This window comes from Halospina denitrificans, assembly GCF_004364635.1.
Classification (GTDB): Bacteria; Pseudomonadota; Gammaproteobacteria; order Pseudomonadales; family Oleiphilaceae; genus Halospina; species Halospina denitrificans.
The window spans coordinates 37456-55992 of sequence record NZ_SOAX01000002.1 but is presented as its reverse complement, the minus strand read 5'-3'; the positions used below and the strand labels follow the sequence as shown (position 1 = coordinate 55992).

Genomic DNA, 18537 nt, shown 5'->3' with positions numbered 1-18537 from the left:
AGGGGTGCGGGTTTTTTCCTCTGGGCGGAATCCTCAGGTTGCGGCTGCCGCCTTCCTGCTACGACCGCGCTTGGCCTTGGACTCGGCCGGCTTGATACCGCGCTTCTCCATGGCCAGGCTCCGCACACGGTCGAAATCCTCGTCCGTGTAGACGCCGTTCACCCCGGAGATGGACGCCAGCTTCATGCCGTGCTTGAGGCCGAGCTGGTAGATCTCGCGGACTTTTTCCCACTCGATCTCCCGGCCCACGGTGAAGGTTTCGTAGCGGCCCTCCAGCGCGAGAACGATGGTCTCCGCAAGGCAGGCATAGGCCACCTTCGGCGGCAGGCCAATGTTCTTCATGCGGACATCGCCCGGAAGCTCCACCTCGCCGGATTCAATGACCAGCACGTCGGGGCGCTTGGCCACGTCCTCGGGCGGAATATCCAGAGGCCGAGCCACGTCGGTGATGACGCATCCGGGCTTCACTTCCATGATGTCCAGGATCCGCTTACCGGCACCGGAAGTGGAGGTCACGATCATGTCCATTTCACCCAGGTACTTGTTGGGGTTGGACGTGACGTGGATCTTCGCTCCCGGCGTCTCCTTCATGATGGATTCCTTGAGCGCCAGCAGCCGGGCCGATTCGCGGGCCACGATGTAGACCTCGTCCACGGCCTTGGCGAGCAGGCGGGCACAGACGGCGCCGATGGAGCCGGTGGCGCCAACCACCATGGCCTTGGCCTTCGCCTTGTTGTTCTCGCCGACCTCAACCAGGCCGAGCTTCTTGAGCGCCTCGTGGGCCGCCCAGAGGGCACCGGAGGCGCTGTAGCTGTTGCCGGTGGTGATCGGCAGCGGCGAGCGCTTGGATACTGTCAGGCCGGCATCGCCAACCACCTTGGTAAAGGCGCCGAGACCCATGATCTGGGCCCCCAGCCGCTTGGCCAGCCTGGCGGCGGCAAGCAGGCGGCGATAGGTGAATTCCGGGCTGTGCGACATGATTTCCTTGGGCGTACCCCCCACGGTGATCAGCCAGCCCTCGGCTTCCGCACCGGTCGGGGACTTGATGCCGGAAACCTTGGAATAGACGAAGGGTGGCGAGTAGGCCATCACCTTCTCAACACTGTTCATAAAGGTCTTCGGTGCATAGCTGGCCACCACATCAAGCGGCTTGGCGTTGCGGAAATACTGCTGGGACAGCGGGTGGATGACGAATGCGAAACGGCTGATCCGCTTGTAGCCGGAGGGGTAGAGAATGCGCGGCTCAATGCCCTCGTTGGTGATGATCTCGAGGTAGTCGTCGTGAGTGATTTCCGACGGTGAGCGCTCAAGCGCGGCCAGGATCATCGCTTCGACGACATTGATGCCAATGGTCTCGTTGAAGATCTGGGGGGTGTAGTCAATCACGACGTTGACGCCGCGGTCGCCCAGCTCCTTGAGACGCTCATCGGAAATGGAGGAGGTGAGCACGGTCTTGCCGGCCAGCTCCTCAAGGCCCATTTCCTCAAGTTCGTTGTAGCGGGCCGCAATAACGTCCGCGTTCTGTGCGCCCTTGCGCAGAACGTAATTGGTGACATTCTTGGCCACCGGAAGTCGGCCGACGGTGTCACCGATATTCCATGACTGGAGGTAACCCGTACCCGTTGCATAGGTCTCGAGCGCGTCGAGTGAGGTAAGCATCTTGGGTACGCCCAGCTGCGTTACCGGATCCGCAAAGAAAAGATTTTCCGTGTACTCGGAGAATACCCGTGCCGGGCGGTAGTTGGCCTGGCCATTGAGGAAGAGGACCTTGGCATTGTTGAAGCAATGCTCCAGTTCCAGCTGGGTGTGACGCACCGCCCAGTCCTGAAGAATGCCGCGCAGCGTGGCGCCGGTTGTCACGGGCACGGACTGGACGGCCTCCTCAAGGCGGCGCGTTTCCTGGTGAGTAACGGTGTGGGTGCCAACCTGGTAGTGGTCCTGGACCATGCCCAGGCCGATCACATCCGCCCTGGGTTCCCATTCGCGGATTGCTGATTCGGCGCGGTCAACATTGCCATCGGTGCCGATGCGGATGACCCGGATCGTCTGGCCCAGAAACTCTGTTTCCAGATCATAGTCCAGCCTTGCAGGTCCAAGGCTGATACTGACTACAGTCTTCATATTTAAAATCTCCCCTTACTATCCCGACTGAAAGAACAGTCCATGACCGATTGTGGTGAATCGGTGGAAATTCATCGTCGGGAAAACCGACATCCTCCCATCGGAGTTGTCTTTTCGTTGTTGTGATTTCCGAGGATCCCGGAGGCGTTAGTCCATTTGCAATCAAACGGCTTGGTAGGACCGATTGTCTGTCAAAGTATAACAGGGTTCAAAGGCGAAGGGGTACAGTGGGGGGTGTGCTTTCAGGCACAAAAAAACCCGGCTTTCAAGCCGGGTTTTTTCGACCTGCGTTCGCTTTACAGCGGCGAAACGTTTTCCGCCTGCGGACCTTTCGGGCCCTGTGTAATAGCGAACTGGACTTCCTGCCCCTCGGTCAGCGTCCGGAAACCGGTTCCGTTGATCGCACTGTAATGTACGAATACGTCGGAGCCGTCTTCACGCGCGATAAAACCAAAACCCTTGGCTTCGTTAAACCACTTGACGCGACCAGTATTGAGATCAGACATGATGCACTTTCCTTCAAAAACACGATTTTCTTACAAGCCCACAATTGGGCTCTTTGGGGCTGTGACGCTTGGCAATTCTGTGAGGAACGATCGATGAGTCCTGAGGCAGGTCGTCGTAAAGCTTTCACATGCAGAGCCGCTTAACGTGCGCAGCAGATTTCATTATAGGAGCTCGCAATAGGCGGTCAACCCTTTTCTGGCGCATTGGCGGAAGTTTTTTCCACTGAGTCCACGGTGCACTGGAGGGCGCCGTGGGCCAGTCGCAGGCGCAGCGGATCACCCGGGTTGATGCTTTCGGGGTCGCGGAGGATGTCCCCGCCGGGCTTCTCGGCGATGGCGTAGCCCCGCTCCAGTGTTGCCAGGGGGCTGACCAGGTCGAGCTGTGAGGCGAGCCCCCTGTAGCGTTCACGTTCGCGTCTGAGCCGGGTGTTGATCGAGAGGCTTAAGCGTTCGCCCAGGTCGCTGACCCGCTGCTGGTACTGTCCGATGCGGTAATCCGGACGACTGGCGTGGAGCCGGTTGCGGAACTGCTCCAGCTTCTCCCAGCGGGCGGTGAGTTGTTGCTGCATGCGCTGCTCAAGACGGAGTTCCAGGTCGTCAACGCGCTGGGCCTGTTCCTGCAACTGCTGGCTGGGGTGGCGCAGGCGTGCGCCCAGCTCCTGCACCCGGTCGTGGCGTTGGCGCAGTATCTGGCGGGCCGAGAGCAGCAGCCGCTCCTCCAGTCGGGTAAGCATGTCCAGCCACTTCTGGCGGTCGGGTGACACCATTTCGGCTGCGGCCGAGGGGGTCGGGGCGCGCTGGTCCGCCACCAGGTCGGCAATGGTGATGTCCACTTCATGGCCGACCGCGCTGATGATGGGGATTCGGCTGTCGTGGATGGCCCGTGCGACCGCCTCTTCATTAAAGCACCAGAGGTCCTCAAGGGAGCCGCCGCCACGGCCCACGATCAGGGCGTCGCAGCGTCCATCGCGATTGGCCCGTTCGATGGCCTCGACGATCCTGGCGGTTGCCTCCTTCCCCTGGACCGGAGTGGGGTAGAGCGTAACGGGCAACCCCGGGAAGCGACGGTTCAGCACCGTGAGGATGTCATGGATGGCAGCGCCGGTGCCGGATGTCACCAGGCCCAGGCGTTGCGGCGGAACCGGGATCGGCCGTTTGCGGTCCTCGCTGAACAGCCCCTCCCGATCGAGCCGCGCCTTGAGTTCCTCGAATGCCTTCTGCAGGGCGCCCAACCCGGCGGGTTCGATGGCTTCGGCAATCAGCTGGAAATCCCCGCGCGCCTCATAAAGGCTGACTTTTGCCCGGACCAGGATCTGCTCTCCCTCGGCAGGGACCGTTTTGACGCTGCGGTTACGGCTGCGGAACATCGCGCAGCGGACCTGGGCGCGGTCATCCTTGAGGGTGAAGTACCAGTGCCCCGACGCCGGGCGCGACAATCCGGATATTTCGCCCTCCACCCAGACCTGCAGAAAACTGACTTCCAGAAGGTGGCGGACCTGGTGGGTCAGTTCGCTCACGCTGACGGCGTGAGCGGCGGATGTCGGGGGATTGCCTTCTTTACGCATTCACTTGCCACAACGTATAATGTTCGTTTACTTAAACCGGCGCCACTGGCGCTCTGAAAGGCCATCCGGATGGCGTTGTACAGCGGCAGAGTGAACCAGAGGTTCCCCGAATTGGCAAGTTCATAAGGCGGATTAGATGCTGCGAATTGCGGAAGAAGCGCTCACCTTCGACGATGTCCTTCTTGTTCCCGGCTACTCCAATGTGATGCCGAACGAAGTATCCCTGAAGACACCACTCACGCGCGGTATCAAGCTCAATGTTCCGCTGGTATCGGCGGCAATGGACACGGTTACCGAGGCGGATCTGGCGATTGCCATGGCCCAGGTGGGTGGCATTGGCATCGTGCACAAGAATATGACGGTTGAGCAGCAGGCCGCGGCAGTACGCAAGGTCAAGAAATACGAAAGTGGCGTGGTCAAGGATCCCATCACAGTCACGCCCCAGACCACGGTGCGCGAACTTCTCGATATCACCCAGGCCAACCGGATTTCCGGACTTCCCGTCGTGGATGGCAAGGATCTGGTGGGCATTGTGACCGGGCGTGATATCCGGTTCGAGGGCGGCCTGGATACCGCGGTTTCTGAGATCATGACACCCCGCGAGAAACTGGTGACGGTCCGCGAGGGCGAGGACGTCGAGAACATCAAGGACCTGCTGCACAAGCACCGCATCGAAAAGGTGCTGGTGGTGAACGACAACTTTGAGCTGCGCGGGCTGATCACGGTCAAGGATATCCAGAAGGCCGAGGATTACCCCGATGCCTGCAAGGATGACCAGGGCCATCTGCGGGTCGGCGCGGCCGTCAGTACCGGTGGTGACACCGAAGCCCGGCTTGAGGCGCTCACCCGGGCCGGAGTTGATGTGGTTGTTGTGGATACTGCCCACGGCCATTCCCAGGGCGTGATCAACCGGGTTCGCTGGGTCAAGGAGCATTACCCGGATCTGCAGGTGATTGGCGGCAACATCGCCACAGCCGAAGCCGCGATCGCGCTGGCCGACGCCGGTGTTGATGGCGTCAAGGTGGGCATCGGCCCGGGTTCCATCTGTACAACCCGTATCGTGGCCGGTATCGGCGTCCCCCAGATCTCCGCTGTGTCCAATGTGGCGGAAGCGCTCAAGAACCGGGATGTTCCGCTGATTGCCGATGGTGGCATCCGTTTCTCCGGCGATATTGCCAAGGCTATCGCGGCCGGGGCTCACACAGTCATGGCGGGCAGCCTGCTCGCGGGTACCGATGAGGCGCCGGGCGAGGTGGAGCTCTACCAGGGCAGGACCTACAAGGCCTATCGTGGCATGGGATCCATTGGAGCCATGGGGCAGGGCTCCAGCGACCGTTATTTCCAGGATGCAGCCGAGGGCCTCGACAAGCTTGTCCCTGAAGGCATTGAAGGTCGCGTTGACTGCAAGGGCCCGATGAAGAGCATTGTGCACCAGTTGATGGGTGGTCTGAGCGCGGCCATGGGCTATACGGGTTGTGCCGATATCCAGGAGATGCGCACCAAGCCCCAGTTCTCGCGCATCACCAATGCCGGCATGCGCGAAAGCCACGTTCATGACGTGACCATCACCAAGGAAGCGCCCAACTACCGGGTCACCTGATAAACGTATTGCCACAGAGGACCTGCATGGCCAAGAACATCCACGACCACCGCATCCTGATCCTGGATTTCGGCTCACAGTACACACAGCTGATTGCCCGCAGGGTGCGTGAGATCGGGGTCTATTGCGAAATCCGCCCCTTTGATCTGACCCCCTCCGAGATCAGCGAGTTCTCCCCCCGTGGCATCATCCTGGCCGGTGGCCCGGAGTCGGTCACCGAGCTCGGTAGCCCCCGAGCTCCGGAAGGACTCTTTTCACTCGGGATTCCGGTGCTTGGCATCTGCTACGGCATGCAGACCATGGCGGAAGAGCTGGGTGGACAGGTAGCCGCCTGTGACAAGCGCGAGTTCGGTTACGCCCAGGTTCGTGTGACCGGCGACAGCAAGCTGCTGCACGACATTTCAGACCATATTACCGAGGGTGGCGAACGTCTCCTGGATGTCTGGATGAGCCATGGCGACCAGGTGGTGGCCGTGCCGGACGGCTTTGAAGTCCTTGCCGGCACCGGCAGTGCCCCCATTGCGGCCATGCAGGATGAAAGCCGCGGTTTCTACGGCGTCCAGTTTCACCCGGAAGTGACCCATACCCTCCAGGGCCAGCGGATACTGTCCCACTTCGTGCTTGATATCTGCGGCTGCGAAGCGCTCTGGACCCCCAGTGAAATTGTTGACGACGCCGTCGACCAGATTCGTGCCCAGGTGGGCAGCGACAAGGTGCTTCTGGGTCTCTCGGGCGGCGTGGATTCCTCGGTGACGGCGGCGCTGCTGCACCGCGCCATTGGCGACCAGCTCACCTGTGTTTTCGTGGATAATGGGCTGCTCCGTCTCAATGAAGGCAAGCAGGTGATGGACATGTTCGCCCGCAACATGGGCGTTAACGTCATCCATCACAATGCCGAGGATCGCTTTCTGGACCTCCTGAAGGGCGTCGATGACCCGGAGGAAAAGCGTCGTATCATCGGCAATACCTTCATTGATGTGTTCGACGAGGAAGCCGTTACCATCCGCGACGTGAACTGGCTGGCTCAGGGCACCATCTATCCGGATGTGGTGGAGTCCGCCAAATCCCGGAGTGGTAAAGCCACTGTCATCAAGTCCCACCACAATGTTGGCGGTCTCCCGGAAAAGATGAAGCTGAGCCTGGTTGAGCCGCTGCGTGAGTTGTTCAAGGATGAGGTGCGGCGTATCGGCCTGGAGCTGGGGCTGCCCTACGACATGGTCTACCGTCATCCCTTCCCCGGGCCAGGGCTGGGGGTGCGCATTCTCGGCGAGGTGCGCAAGGAATACGCGGATATGCTCCGCGAAGCGGATGCCATCTTTCTGGAAGAACTGCACAACTACGACTGGTACCACAGGACGAGTCAGGCATTCGCGGTTTTCCTGCCGGTGAAATCGGTTGGCGTTGTAGGGGATGCCCGTCGCTATGAATACGTGGTGGCGCTCAGGGCCGTGGAGACGCTGGATTTCATGACCGCGCGCTGGGCGCACCTTCCCTATGAGCTACTGGAGACGGTGTCCAGCCGCATCATCAACGAGATCCCCGGTATCTCGCGGGTGACCTATGACGTGTCGTCCAAGCCGCCGGCTACCATCGAGTGGGAGTGATGGTCCTTGACCGCCGCGAGCACGCCAGACGCTGATCGTTACTGGATGCGGCGTGCTCTGAGCCTGGCGGAACAGGCGGCGGAGTACGGGGAGGTGCCGGTGGGTGCCGTGGTGGTCCTGGATGGCGAGCTGATCGGGACCGGCTTCAATGCGCCCATCAGCGGTCATGATCCGACCGCCCATGCCGAGGTTCGCGCGCTGCGGGACGCCGCCGCGACCCTGGGCAATTACCGGCTCCAGGGCGCCAGTCTTTACGTGACCATCGAGCCCTGTACGATGTGTGCCGGAGCACTGGTGCATGCCCGCATCAGCCGGTTGGTTTTCGGCGCCAGGGAGCCCAAGGCAGGCATTATCCGTTCCAGGGATCGGCTTCTGGAGCACGCCCATTTCAACTGGCGCGTGGAGGTTCTTGAAGGGGTTCTGGAAGAGCAGTGCCGCCAGCAATTGACGGATTTTTTTGCACAGAGGCGCGCGGCAAAGAAGGCCGACCGGCTGAGAATGAAGGGAGACGAGCAGTGACCGATAAGGTATTGGTAACCGGCGGCGCCGGCTATATCGGCAGCCATGTGGTGCGCCAGCTTGGCGAGGCGGGCTATGACGTGGTTGTCTACGACAACCTTTCCACCGGCCATGCCTGGGCCGTGACCCATGGTGAGCTGGTAGTGGGGGACCTCGCCGATACCGAGGCCCTCAATGCGCTCTTCGAACATCACCGCTTTTCCGCCGTCCTGCATTTTGCCGCGCATATCGTGGTGCCTGAGTCCGTCGCCGCTCCGCTGAAGTACTACAGCAACAACACGCGCAACACACTGAATCTGCTTGGCGTTATGAACCGCCACGGGGTGTCCCGAATCGTTTTCTCTTCCACGGCGGCTGTTTACGGTATGCCCGAGCAGACGGTTCTTACGGAAGACCTGCCGCTGGCGCCCATCAACCCCTACGGGGCTTCCAAGATGATGAGCGAGCGCATGATCATGGACCTGGCCAATGCCAGTGACCTGACCTACGTCATCCTGCGCTATTTCAATGTGGCCGGCGCGGACCCGCAGACGCGGCTGGGCCAGGCCACACCGGAAGCCACGCACCTGATCAAGGTGGCCTGCGAGTGCGCCACCGGTGCCCGGGACGGCATGCAGATCTTCGGTACCGATTACGACACCCGTGACGGCACCTGTGTGCGGGATTACATCCATGTTGAGGATCTTGCCAGCGCCCACGTGCGTGCCCTGGAGTACATGAACCAGGGGGGCGATTCACAGGTGCTGAACTGTGGTTATGGCCGGGGCTTCACCGTCCGGGAAGTGATCGACGTGGTCCAGAGGCTGTCCGGCGTGGCCTTCCCGGTGAGCGAGACCGCCCGGCGGGCAGGGGACCCGGAAGCACTGATGGCGGACAACACCCGGATACGCGGGACGCTCGACTGGCAGCCCGCCTACGACGACCTCGACACCATTGTACAGACAGCGCTTGACTGGGAACGCCATTGGCAGGCGCGGCAGAACTCTTAAACGGATAGCAAAGGACACGACGGCATGCGTATTACCATTTTCGGAACCGGTTATGTAGGGCTTGTGACAGGCGCCTGTTTGGCCGAAGTGGGCCATCACGTCATGTGCATGGACGTGGACCAGAACAAGATTGACCGCCTGCGCCAGGGCATCATCCCCATCTATGAGCCGGGGCTCGAGCCGATTGTCAGCCACAACACCGAATCCGGACGCCTGCAGTTCACTACCGATGTGGCGGAGGCCGTGACCTTTGGAGATCTGCAGTTCATCGCCGTGGGCACCCCCTCGGACGAAGACGGTTCCGCCGACCTCAAGTACGTGCTGGCGGTGGCAGGCAGCATTGGCGAGCACATGGACGAATACAAGGTGGTGATCGACAAGTCCACGGTCCCCGTGGGCACGGCCGACAAGGTCCGTAACACCATCTCGGAAAAACTGAAGGCGCGTGGTGTTTCCACGGAGTTTGATGTGGTCTCCAATCCGGAGTTCCTGAAGGAGGGGGCGGCCGTCGCTGACTTCATGAAGCCGGATCGCATCATCGTGGGGACCGAAACCGAGCGCCCACGGGAGCTGCTTCGCGAGCTGTATTACCCCTTCAACCGTAACCACGAGCGGGTCCTGTTCATGGATGTGCGTTCCGCGGAGCTGACCAAGTACGCGGCCAACGCCATGCTTGCCACCAAGATCAGCTTCATGAACGAGATTGCGAACCTGGCGGAGCGCCTGGGCGCGGATATCGAGAATGTGCGGCGGGGCATTGGTTCGGACCCGCGTATCGGCTATCACTTCATCTACCCGGGCTGCGGCTACGGCGGTTCCTGTTTCCCCAAGGATGTGAAGGCGCTGGCGCGCACCGCCCATGAATACGACTATGACGCCCGGCTCATGAATGCCGTCGAAGCGGTTAACAACAGCCAGAAATACGTGCTCTTCGACAAGGTCAGCCACTACTTCAAGGGCGACCTTAACGGCAAGACTGTCGCCCTCTGGGGACTGTCCTTCAAGCCCAAGACCGATGACATGCGAGAGGCGCCGAGCCGAGTACTTATGGAGAAACTCTGGGCAGCGGGTGCCAGTGTCCAGGCTTTCGACCCGGAAGCCATGGAGGAAACCCAGAAGATCTATCCGGACCAGCCGGGGCTGCAGCTCTGCGGCACCAAGGAACAGGCACTGAAGGGCGCGGACTGCCTGGTGATCTGTACCGAGTGGAAGGAGTTCCGTTCACCGGACTTCGAGCAGATCGCGGCGGCGATCCGCTTTCCGGTGGTGTTTGACGGGCGTAATCTCTATGACGAGCAGATGCTGGGTCGCTACGGGCTGAGCTACTACGCCATCGGGCGTGGCCTCAACCAGTTCGATCGCACCTAGTCCGGCGTTTCGTAACCTTCCTGCGCCATGGTCTGGGCTCCCACCAGAACCATGCGCAGCTGCACCTTGAGCTTCTCCTTGAGCTTGTTGCGCTGGCGCGGTGGCGCGTCCAGCGCCTCGGCGCCAAGATGGAACACCAGAACCACCATGGATTCCGCCACCATGTGGGCGTCCAGCAGGGGGCGCTGCTTGCCGTCGGCGAACTTTTCCAGATCCTCAGCCAGTTCCGTTACGAAATGGTCGATTTCCGCCTGCACGGCGGTCCGGAATATGCGGGAAACCCCGGTACGCTCCCGTAACAGCAGGCGGAAAAGGTTGGCGTTGTCACTCAGGTACTCCATGAAGGTTTCAACTGAGGTGTCGATGGCGCCGCCGTGGCGCTCGATGCGCTTGCGGGCCTGGCGCATCAGCTGGCGCAGCGCGACACCGGCCTCGTCCACCAGGGCCAGCCCCAGCTCATCCATCTCGGTGAAGTGGCGATAGAAGGAGGTGGGGGCGATGCCGGCCTCGCGCGCGATCTCGCGCAGGCTCAGGCTGCCGAAACCACGGTCCGCGCTGAGCTGACGCAGGGCCGCATCCATCAGGGCGCGACGGGTCTTGAGTTTCTGTTCAGCACGTACGGACACCGGCGATCCTCTTACTCAGTCGTTGCGGAGGGACATGTTAGCGGTTGGATGGCGGGACGTCACTATAGGCCGTCACTGTGATGCCTGTCGCTCATCGGGCGCATTATTCATCAGATGGTCTGACTTCGCCCGCTGTAGCCGTTATAATACGTGGCTTTTCCACGCCGAACCTCTCAGGCAAACAGGACAGAATGGGTATGCGCAGTCATTATTGCGGCGGAATCAACGAATCGCACATCGATCAGGAAGTGACCCTTTGTGGCTGGGTCCATCGCCGGCGTGACCACGGTGGCGTCATTTTTCTGGATCTCCGGGACCGGGACGGTATCGCCCAGGTGGTGTTTGATCCCGACACGCCGGAGAGTTTTGCCCAGGCGGACCGGGTACGCAGTGAGTACGTAATCCAGATCAAGGGTCGCGTCAGGCACCGTCCTGAGGGCACCGAAAATGCCCACATGGCCACGGGGCAGGTGGAAGTCCTGGGCTATGAGCTGGAGCTGCTGAATGAAGCCGCCACACCGCCGTTCCCCCTGGATGAATACTCGGATGTAGGCGAAGACGTCCGCCTGCGCTACCGCTATGTGGACCTGCGCCGCCCGGAGATGCTCAACCGCCTGCGTTTCCGCTCCAGGGTGACGAGCTACCTGCGCAACTTCCTGGACGGGCACGGTTTCATGGACGTGGAAACCCCTATCCTGACCCGGGCCACCCCGGAAGGTGCCCGCGACTATCTTGTGCCGAGCCGCACCCATGCGGGCAGCTTCTTTGCGCTGCCGCAGTCGCCCCAGCTGTTCAAGCAGCTGCTGATGGTTTCCGGCGTGGACCGCTATTACCAGATTGCCAAGTGCTTCCGTGACGAAGACCTGCGCGCCGATCGCCAGCCCGAGTTTACCCAGGTGGACGTCGAGGCCTCCTTCGTGCGCGAAGAGGACATCATGAACACCATGGAGCAGATGATCCGGAACCTCTTCCAGGATCTGCTCAGCGTGGAACTTCCGGAATTCCCGCGCCTGCCCTATGCCGAGGCCATCCGCCGTTTCGGCAGCGACAAGCCGGACCTGCGCATCCCGTTCGAGCTGGTTGATGTGGCCGACCTGGTGGCCAACGTGGACTTCAAGGTCTTTTCGGGCCCGGCCAACAATCCCAAGGGCCGTGTCGCGGCGTTGCGCATTCCCGGCGGCGGTGAGCTGACCCGCAAGCAGATCGACGACTACACCAACTTCGTCGGCATCTATGGCGCCAAGGGGCTGGCCTACATCAAGGTCAACGAGCGCGCCAAGGGCATTGAGGGGCTGCAGTCGCCCATCGTGAAGTTCCTTGGTGACGATGTGGCATTGGCGATCATGGACCGTGTCGAGGCCCAGGACGGGGATATCGTCTTCTTCGGCGCCGACAAGGCCAGCGTCGTGGATGAAGCCCTGGGTGCCCTGCGGGTGAAAATCGGCCATGATCTGGATCGTGTTGAAGGCGACTGGGCGCCCTGCTGGGTCGTGGACTTCCCGATGTTCGAGGAAGACGACGACGGCAAGCTGCACGCGCTGCACCATCCGTTCACCGCGCCGGTCTCCGCTGAAGAGCTCCAGAGCAATCCCGCCGGGGCGCTGTCCAGGGCCTACGACATGGTCCTCAATGGCACCGAGCTGGGCGGTGGTTCCATCCGTATCCACGAGGAACAGACCCAGCAGGTCGTCTTTGAGAGCCTCGGCATTGGCAAAGAGGAAGCGCGCGAGAAATTCGGCTTCCTGCTGGACGCGCTGCGATTCGGCTGCCCGCCCCACGGTGGTCTGGCCTTTGGCCTCGACCGCCTGGTCATGCTGATGACGGAAGCCGGCTCCATCCGCGACGTGATTCCGTTCCCGAAAACCCAGAATGCAACCTGCCTGATGACCGACGCCCCGGGCGAGGTGGATGAGAAGCAGCTCCGCGAGCTCAACATCCGTCTGCGCAAGAGCGCGAAGGACCAGCAGGAAGGCAGCAACTGAGCGAGGCGAGACATGGCCGGACACAGTAAATGGTCCAACATCAAGCATCGCAAGGCGGCCCAGGACGCCAAGAAAGGCAAGATCTTCACCAAGCTGATCCGCGAGCTCTTTGTGGCGGCGCGCGAGGGCGGCGGCGAGCCCGAGGACAATCCCCGGCTGCGCACCGCCGTCGACAAGGCCCTCTTCAACAACATGAAGAAGGACACCATTGAGCGCGCCATCGAGCGTGGCGCCGGCAATGCGGGCGACGAGGATTACGAGGAGCTTGTCTACGAGGGCTATGGTCCCGGTGGCATGGCCGTCTACGTGGAGGCCATGACGGACAACAAGAACCGCACGGTTTCGGATGTTCGCCATGCCTTCAGCAAATTCGGTGGCAACCTGGGCACCGACGGCTCGGTGGCTTTCCTGTTCAACCGCCAGGGGACGCTGAGCTTCAGCGCCGACCATGACGAGGACACCATCATGGAGGCAGCCCTGGAGCACGGCGCCGAGGATGTCCGGGTGAACGAGGACGGTACCAAAGACGTCATCACCACCCCCGAGAACTACATGGATGTGAAGGACGGCATGAAGCAGGCCGGCCTGGAACCCGAACAGGCGGACATCAGCATGGTGCCCGTCACTACCGTCGCCATGGATGACGAGGTCGCCGAGACCAACCTCAAGCTCCTGGAATGGTTGGAAGACCTGGACGATGTCCAGAACGTCTATACCAACGCCGACTTCTCGGATGAGGCCCTGGAGCGCTTCGGTTATGCCTGACGCCGGTGAGGCCCATGGCCATCATCCTCGGGGTTGATCCCGGATCGCGGGTCACCGGCTACGGGCTCATCCGCAGCGGTGGCCGTGAGCTTGAATACCTCGACAGCGGCTGTGTCGTCATGGGCGACAAGCCCATGGCCGAGCGGCTCCAGATCATCTACGCCGGCCTTACGGAAATCATCGAAACCTACCGCCCGGAAGAGTTCGCCATAGAAAAAGTGTTTCTTTCCCGGAACGTGGATTCCGCCCTCAAGCTGGGTCAGGCGAGGGGCGTGGCCATCGTCTGTGGCGCCAATGCCGGGCTTCCCGTTCACGAATATTCCGCCCGCCAGGTCAAGCAGGCCACGGTGGGCAGTGGCAGTGCCGGTAAGCACCAGATCCAGCACATGATCCAGGCTATTTTCCATCTTACCCGCCAGCCGCGCGAGGATGCGGCGGACGCGCTCGCGATCGCGCTCTGTCACGCACACCTCAGGGCCGGACTGGCACGAACCGGTTCCTCCAGCAGCCGTGGCGGCCGGGCCCGTTAAAGGATTGTCATAATGATCGGACGACTCAGGGGCATTCTCGTCGAGAAACAACCCGGCGATGCGCTGATTGAAGCCGGCGGTGTGGGCTATGAGGTCGACATTCCCTACACCACCTTTTTCCGCCTGCCCGAGCTGGGGCAGGAAGCGGTCCTCTATACCCATCTCGCGGTCCGTGAGGACGCCCAGCAACTCTATGGTTTTGCCGCCAAGAGTGAGCGTGAGCTGTTCCGCCTGCTGATCCGCACCAGTGGTGTCGGCCCCAAGCTGGCGCTGGCGATTCTCTCGGGCCTGGAAGCGGATGCCTTTATCCGGGTGGTTGAGGACAACGACGCCGCCGCTCTGGTCAAGATTCCCGGTGTGGGCAAGAAGACCGCGGAGCGCCTGCTCATCGAGATCCGCGACCGTGTCCGCAAGCTCGATAAGGCGCCCGCCACATCGGGCCGGGAGGAGGCGGTATCCGAGCTGCCGGGCATTTCCGCCGTGGAGAGTACACCCCTCGAAGAGGCCGAGGCCGCCCTCATAGCGCTGGGATATCGACCCCAGGAAGCGGGGCGTGCGCTCAACGCCGTTGCCGAAGAAGGGATGGCCAGCCAGCAGCTGATACGACTCGCCCTGAGGAACATGCTCAACCGCTGAAGGGTAGCGTGTGGTATAACATTAACGTAACGTGACTGCCTGTATGCAGGCGATACAATGCCCTGCGAATGGCACCAGGTCAGTATCAGGACAAACATGATTGAATCCGATCGACTGATATCCGGCCAGGCGGATCCCGGTGAAGACAGGCAGGACCGGGCAATCAGGCCCGCACGGCTCCAGGACTACGTGGGTCAGCCCACGGTGAGCGAGCAGATGGAGATCTTCGTGGGGGCCGCCAGGGGCCGCCGCGAGGCTCTGGATCATGTGCTGATCTTCGGCCCTCCCGGACTTGGCAAGACCACACTGGCCAACATCATCGCCAATGAAATGGGCAGCGCCATCAAGGCCACCTCGGGTCCTGTGCTGGAAAAGGCCGGGGATCTCGCGGCGCTGTTGACCAACCTGGAAGAGGGCGACATTCTCTTTATTGACGAGATTCATCGCCTGAGCGCTGTCGTCGAGGAAGTCCTCTATCCAGCCATGGAAGACTACCAGCTGGATATCGTGATTGGTGAGGGGCCGGCGGCGCGTTCCATCAAGCTGGACCTGCCCGCTTTTACCCTGGTGGGCGCAACGACCCGGGCGGGCCTGCTGACATCGCCGCTGCGCGACCGTTTCGGCATCGTGCAGCGCCTTGAATTCTACAGCACGGACGACCTGACCCGGATCGTGACACGTTCGGCGGAACTCCAGGGCATCCAGGTCCAGGCCGAGGGCGCCCGGGAAATCGCAAGACGCTCGCGGGGCACGCCCCGGATTGCCAACCGGCTTCTGCGTCGGGTCCGCGACTTCGCCGAGGTGCGCTCGGACGGCAGCGTGAGCGCGGAGGTTGCGGATCAGGCCCTGAACATGCTTAAAGTCGACTATGAGGGCTTTGATCATATGGACCGACGCCTGCTGCTGGCGTTGATCGAGAAGTTCGGGGGCGGCCCCGTGGGGGTGGAAAGCCTCTCCGCGGCGATCAGCGAAGAGCGGGGCACCATCGAGGATGTGCTCGAGCCCTTCCTGATCCAGCAGGGTTTCATGATGCGAACGCCACGCGGGCGCATGGCGACGACACACGCCTACCTGCATTTCGGTTTTGACACGCCGGATGCCGGAGGCGAGCAATGACTGATTTCCGCTGGCCCGTGCGTATCTATGTGGAGGATACCGATGCCGGCGGTATTGTTTTTTATGCGAATTACCTGAAGTATTTTGAAAGGGCGCGCACGGAATGGGTTCGCTCCCGGGGCGTGGCGCTGCGCGGACGGCTTGAGGAGGGCATCGCCTTCGTCGTCCACAGCCTGAATATCCGCTATCTCCAGCCCGCCTTTCTGGATGATGAGCTGGAAATCAGCGCCGATCTTATCTCGGCGACCCGGACCGCCATGACGTTCCGTCAGGAAGCGTGGCGACGGGACGATGGGGCAGCCCTGGTGTCGGGGGAAGTCAAGGTGGCCTGCGTTCAGCTGCCATCGGGGCGACCCAGGCGGATCCCGGAGGATCTGGACAGGGTATTGAAGGACACTCTCAGTGGTAACGAGTAAGCAATAGGAGCCTTACGTGGACGAACAGCTTTCTGTCTGGCATCTGGTCACCAACGCCGGCATCATCGTGCAGTTTGTGATGCTGTTACTGCTGCTGGCCTCCATTCTCTCATGGGGGCTGATCTTCCAGCGTATCCGGCTGTATCGCCAGACCCGTCAGGCGCAGGCCTCCTTCGAGGAGCGCTTCTGGTCCGGGATGGATCTGGGGCAGCTTTACAAGGAGGTCTGTGGGACTCCCACGCCGCAGGCCGGTGGTGAAAACGTCTTCCGGGCGGGATTCAAGGAATTCAGTCGCCTGCGTCAGCAGAGCGAGGACGGGGAGGCCGTCATGGACGGGACCCAGCGGGCCATGAAGGTGGCGCTTTCCCGGGAGCTGGAAAAGCTGGAATCCCATCTACCGTTTCTGGCTACGGTCGGCTCCACCAGCCCTTATGTGGGCTTGTTCGGTACCGTCTGGGGCATCATGAACAGCTTCCTGGGATTGGCTCAGGTCCAGCAGCCGACGTTGCAGACCGTGGCCCCGGGCATTGCCGAGGCCCTGATCGCCACGGCCATGGGTCTGTTCGCCGCTATCCCGGCAGTGGTTGCCTACAACCGCTTTACCGCCCAGTCGGATGCCCAGGTGAAGAGCTATGAGATGTTTGCGGAAGAGTTCGCCAGCATTCTGCATCGGCGTGTTCACAACAACAGCCAGTAAGCACCCAGGGTGCCAGGAGTCGACAGCATGGACATGAGTCCCCGAAAGTCCCGGCGGCCCCAGATGTCGGAGATGAACGTCGTTCCCTACATCGACGTGATGCTGGTGCTGCTGGTTATTTTCATGATCACGGCGCCCATGCTCACCCAGGGCGTGAATGTGGAGCTGCCATCGACGGAAGCCGAGCCGCTGCCGGTGGATCAGAACAATGAGCCGGTGATTGTCTCGGTCGATTCCAACGGTGGCTATTACCTGGAAGTGGGCGAGGATCGCAGCGATCCCAAGCCCATGAACCAGATCGTGGAGGAGGTGTCGACGATCCTGGCGGAGCGTTCCGATGCCAACGTTTATGTGCGGGGTGACCAGCATGTGCGCTATGGCGTGGTGATACGACTGATGTCGGCTCTGCAGGTTGCCGGCGCCAGTGAAGTGGGCCTGATCACGGACCCGCCCCGGGAGGATTGATGCGCATCAGTGGAAGCGGCGGCGCGGGAGCGCTATGAAGCTGGACTGGAACCGGATTGTGCAGGCGACGGGCGCCCTGGGCGACAGGGCGATTCCCTGGGTAAGTCGGGTCCTTGGTGTGCCCGAGGACGAACTCAGGGAATGGAAGTGGCCGTTTCTGGGGTCTGTGGGGCTGCACCTGCTTATTCTGATCATGGCTATTGTGGGTTGGTCCTCGGTGCCGCCGGAACCCGAGACCACACAACCCCAGGCGGTCAAGGCCCGGCTGATCGAGGCTGAGGAACCGGAGCCGGAACCCCAACCAGAGCCAACTCGCGAGCCGGAGCCGGAGCCTGAGCCAGAACCGGAGCCTGAGCCAGAGCCAGAGCCAGAACCGGAGCCTGAGCCAGAGCCAGAACCGGAGCCAGAACCGGAGCCTGAGCCAGAACCTGAGCCCGAGCCAGAGCCGGAACCTGAGCCAGAGCCGGAACCTGAGCCAGAGCCAGAGTCGGAACCTGAGCCAGAGCCGGAACCTGAGCCTGAGCCGGAACCTGAGCCTGAGCCTGAGCCTGAGCCTGAGCCTGAGCCAGAAGATGATCGGCGCTCTGAATGGGAAAAGCAGCTCGAAGCCATGGCAGAGGATACGGAAACCGAGGAAGAGGATCCCTCACCCGGCCAGGACGAGGGTATGGAAGCGGAGGTTGATTCCGAAAATGGCCAGCGGTTGCTGGAGGAATGGGAGCGTTACCGCAGCCTTATCAAGCAGACCTTTAAGGACAACTGGTACATACCGCCGGGCAGTGACGAGAGCCAGACCGTAACGCTAAGTCTCACGCTGCTGCCAACGGGTGAAGTCAGTAACGTCAGCATTGTCGAGGGCAGTGGCAATCAGGCGCTGGATGAATCTGCCCTCAGAGCCGTCGGGCGGGTAGATAATTTTCCGGTCCCGGACGACCCTGCGGTTTTCAATGAGTATTTCCGGGGCGGCCTTACCATGAAATTCAGCCCCAAAGAGTGAGAGCAAGATGGCGATAACCCCCATGCGGCTATCAA

Annotated in this window: 18 protein-coding genes; 14 read left to right on the top strand and 4 right to left on the bottom strand. The window is 61.5% G+C overall.

Annotated features, from left to right (window positions below; all coding sequences use genetic code 11):
- Window positions 1–33: 33 nt before the first annotated feature.
- The 3 genes from DES49_RS03860 to xseA all read right to left on the bottom strand — a co-directional run bounded on the left by DES49_RS03860 (window position 34) and on the right by xseA (window position 4192).
- On the bottom strand, window positions 34–2121 hold the full coding sequence (locus DES49_RS03860; protein ID WP_133735088.1) for a dehydrogenase: 2088 nt from the start codon (window positions 2119–2121) through the stop codon (window positions 34–36).
- A 296-nt stretch (window positions 2122–2417) separates the two neighbouring features.
- A complete protein-coding gene (locus DES49_RS03855) occupies window positions 2418–2627 on the bottom strand; it encodes a cold shock domain-containing protein (RefSeq protein WP_133735087.1) in 210 nt (69 codons plus the stop codon).
- Window positions 2628–2812: 185 nt separating this feature from the next.
- Window positions 2813–4192, bottom strand: coding sequence for an exodeoxyribonuclease VII large subunit (gene xseA / locus DES49_RS03850; protein ID WP_133735086.1), 1380 nt, complete (start codon window positions 4190–4192; stop codon window positions 2813–2815).
- A gap of 136 nt (window positions 4193–4328) precedes the next feature.
- Between xseA and guaB the strand changes: the two genes are divergently transcribed.
- From guaB to DES49_RS03825, 5 genes are read left to right on the top strand one after another with little or no spacing between them, the layout of a single operon-like run.
- A complete protein-coding gene (gene guaB / locus DES49_RS03845) occupies window positions 4329–5792 on the top strand; it encodes an IMP dehydrogenase (RefSeq protein ID WP_133735085.1) in 1464 nt (487 codons plus the stop codon).
- 26 nt (window positions 5793–5818) lie between these two features.
- Window positions 5819–7396, top strand: coding sequence for a glutamine-hydrolyzing GMP synthase (guaA, locus tag DES49_RS03840; protein WP_133735084.1), 1578 nt, complete (start codon window positions 5819–5821; stop codon window positions 7394–7396).
- Window positions 7397–7402: 6 nt separating this feature from the next.
- Entirely contained in the window at window positions 7403–7915 is a 513-nt protein-coding gene (gene tadA / locus DES49_RS03835; RefSeq protein WP_279591373.1) for a tRNA adenosine(34) deaminase TadA, read from the top strand.
- Window positions 7912–8904: a UDP-glucose 4-epimerase GalE gene (gene galE / locus DES49_RS03830; protein ID WP_133735083.1), complete on the top strand. Its 993-nt coding sequence runs from the start codon at window positions 7912–7914 to the stop codon at window positions 8902–8904. The genes tadA and galE overlap by 4 nt, the downstream gene beginning before the upstream one ends.
- 24 nt (window positions 8905–8928) lie before the next feature.
- Window positions 8929–10272, top strand: a complete 1344-nt coding sequence (locus DES49_RS03825) for a UDP-glucose dehydrogenase family protein (protein ID WP_133735082.1) — start codon at window positions 8929–8931, stop codon at window positions 10270–10272.
- Here DES49_RS03825 and fabR read toward each other — a convergent pair.
- Entirely contained in the window at window positions 10269–10898 is a 630-nt protein-coding gene (gene fabR / locus DES49_RS03820; protein WP_133735081.1) for an HTH-type transcriptional repressor FabR, read from the bottom strand. The two genes, DES49_RS03825 and fabR, sit on opposite strands and share 4 nt — an antisense overlap.
- Window positions 10899–11095: 197 nt before the next feature.
- Between fabR and aspS the strand changes: the two genes are divergently transcribed.
- The 9 genes from aspS to tolA all read left to right on the top strand — a co-directional run bounded on the left by aspS (window position 11096) and on the right by tolA (window position 18502).
- Window positions 11096–12880: an aspartate--tRNA ligase gene (gene aspS, locus DES49_RS03815; RefSeq protein WP_133735080.1), complete on the top strand. Its 1785-nt coding sequence runs from the start codon at window positions 11096–11098 to the stop codon at window positions 12878–12880.
- A gap of 12 nt (window positions 12881–12892) precedes the next feature.
- The gene (locus DES49_RS03810) at window positions 12893–13645 is read left to right on the top strand and encodes a YebC/PmpR family DNA-binding transcriptional regulator (RefSeq protein ID WP_133735079.1); all 753 of its coding nucleotides are present in this window, start codon (window positions 12893–12895) and stop codon (window positions 13643–13645) included.
- A 14-nt stretch (window positions 13646–13659) separates the two neighbouring features.
- A complete protein-coding gene (ruvC, locus tag DES49_RS03805) occupies window positions 13660–14175 on the top strand; it encodes a crossover junction endodeoxyribonuclease RuvC (protein WP_133735078.1) in 516 nt (171 codons plus the stop codon).
- Window positions 14176–14187: 12 nt separating this feature from the next.
- On the top strand, window positions 14188–14811 hold the full coding sequence (ruvA, locus tag DES49_RS03800) for a Holliday junction branch migration protein RuvA (protein WP_133735077.1): 624 nt from the start codon (window positions 14188–14190) through the stop codon (window positions 14809–14811).
- 96 nt (window positions 14812–14907) lie between these two features.
- Window positions 14908–15927, top strand: coding sequence for a Holliday junction branch migration DNA helicase RuvB (gene ruvB, locus DES49_RS03795; protein WP_133735076.1), 1020 nt, complete (start codon window positions 14908–14910; stop codon window positions 15925–15927).
- Window positions 15924–16343 carry a tol-pal system-associated acyl-CoA thioesterase gene (gene ybgC / locus DES49_RS03790; RefSeq protein ID WP_133735075.1) on the top strand — a complete coding sequence of 140 codons (420 nt, stop codon included), beginning with the start codon at window positions 15924–15926 and terminating at the stop codon, window positions 16341–16343. The genes ruvB and ybgC overlap by 4 nt, the downstream gene beginning before the upstream one ends.
- Before the next feature lie 16 nt (window positions 16344–16359).
- The gene (gene tolQ / locus DES49_RS03785) at window positions 16360–17040 is read left to right on the top strand and encodes a protein TolQ (protein ID WP_133735074.1); all 681 of its coding nucleotides are present in this window, start codon (window positions 16360–16362) and stop codon (window positions 17038–17040) included.
- A gap of 27 nt (window positions 17041–17067) precedes the next feature.
- Entirely contained in the window at window positions 17068–17505 is a 438-nt protein-coding gene (tolR, locus tag DES49_RS03780) for a protein TolR (RefSeq protein ID WP_424955217.1), read from the top strand.
- 34 nt (window positions 17506–17539) lie between these two features.
- Entirely contained in the window at window positions 17540–18502 is a 963-nt protein-coding gene (gene tolA / locus DES49_RS03775) for a cell envelope integrity protein TolA (protein WP_208297013.1), read from the top strand.
- The last annotated feature ends 35 nt before the right edge of the window (window positions 18503–18537 follow it).

Coding starts and splice junctions, on each gene's coding strand:
- DES49_RS03860 (WP_133735088.1), bottom strand. CDS start 2,121: ATGAAGACTGTAGTCAGTATCAGCCTTGGACCTGCAAGGCTGGACTAT.
- aspS (WP_133735080.1), top strand. CDS start 11,096: ATGCGCAGTCATTATTGCGGCGGAATCAACGAATCGCACATCGATCAG.
- tolR (WP_424955217.1), top strand. CDS start 17,068: ATGGACATGAGTCCCCGAAAGTCCCGGCGGCCCCAGATGTCGGAGATG.
- ruvA (WP_133735077.1), top strand. CDS start 14,188: ATGATCGGACGACTCAGGGGCATTCTCGTCGAGAAACAACCCGGCGAT.
- DES49_RS03825 (WP_133735082.1), top strand. CDS start 8,929: ATGCGTATTACCATTTTCGGAACCGGTTATGTAGGGCTTGTGACAGGC.
- DES49_RS03810 (WP_133735079.1), top strand. CDS start 12,893: ATGGCCGGACACAGTAAATGGTCCAACATCAAGCATCGCAAGGCGGCC.
- ruvC (WP_133735078.1), top strand. CDS start 13,660: ATGGCCATCATCCTCGGGGTTGATCCCGGATCGCGGGTCACCGGCTAC.
- ybgC (WP_133735075.1), top strand. CDS start 15,924: ATGACTGATTTCCGCTGGCCCGTGCGTATCTATGTGGAGGATACCGAT.
- DES49_RS03855 (WP_133735087.1), bottom strand. CDS start 2,627: ATGTCTGATCTCAATACTGGTCGCGTCAAGTGGTTTAACGAAGCCAAG.
- tolA (WP_208297013.1), top strand. CDS start 17,540: ATGAAGCTGGACTGGAACCGGATTGTGCAGGCGACGGGCGCCCTGGGC.
- ruvB (WP_133735076.1), top strand. CDS start 14,908: ATGATTGAATCCGATCGACTGATATCCGGCCAGGCGGATCCCGGTGAA.
- guaB (WP_133735085.1), top strand. CDS start 4,329: ATGCTGCGAATTGCGGAAGAAGCGCTCACCTTCGACGATGTCCTTCTT.
- xseA (WP_133735086.1), bottom strand. CDS start 4,192: ATGCGTAAAGAAGGCAATCCCCCGACATCCGCCGCTCACGCCGTCAGC.
- guaA (WP_133735084.1), top strand. CDS start 5,819: ATGGCCAAGAACATCCACGACCACCGCATCCTGATCCTGGATTTCGGC.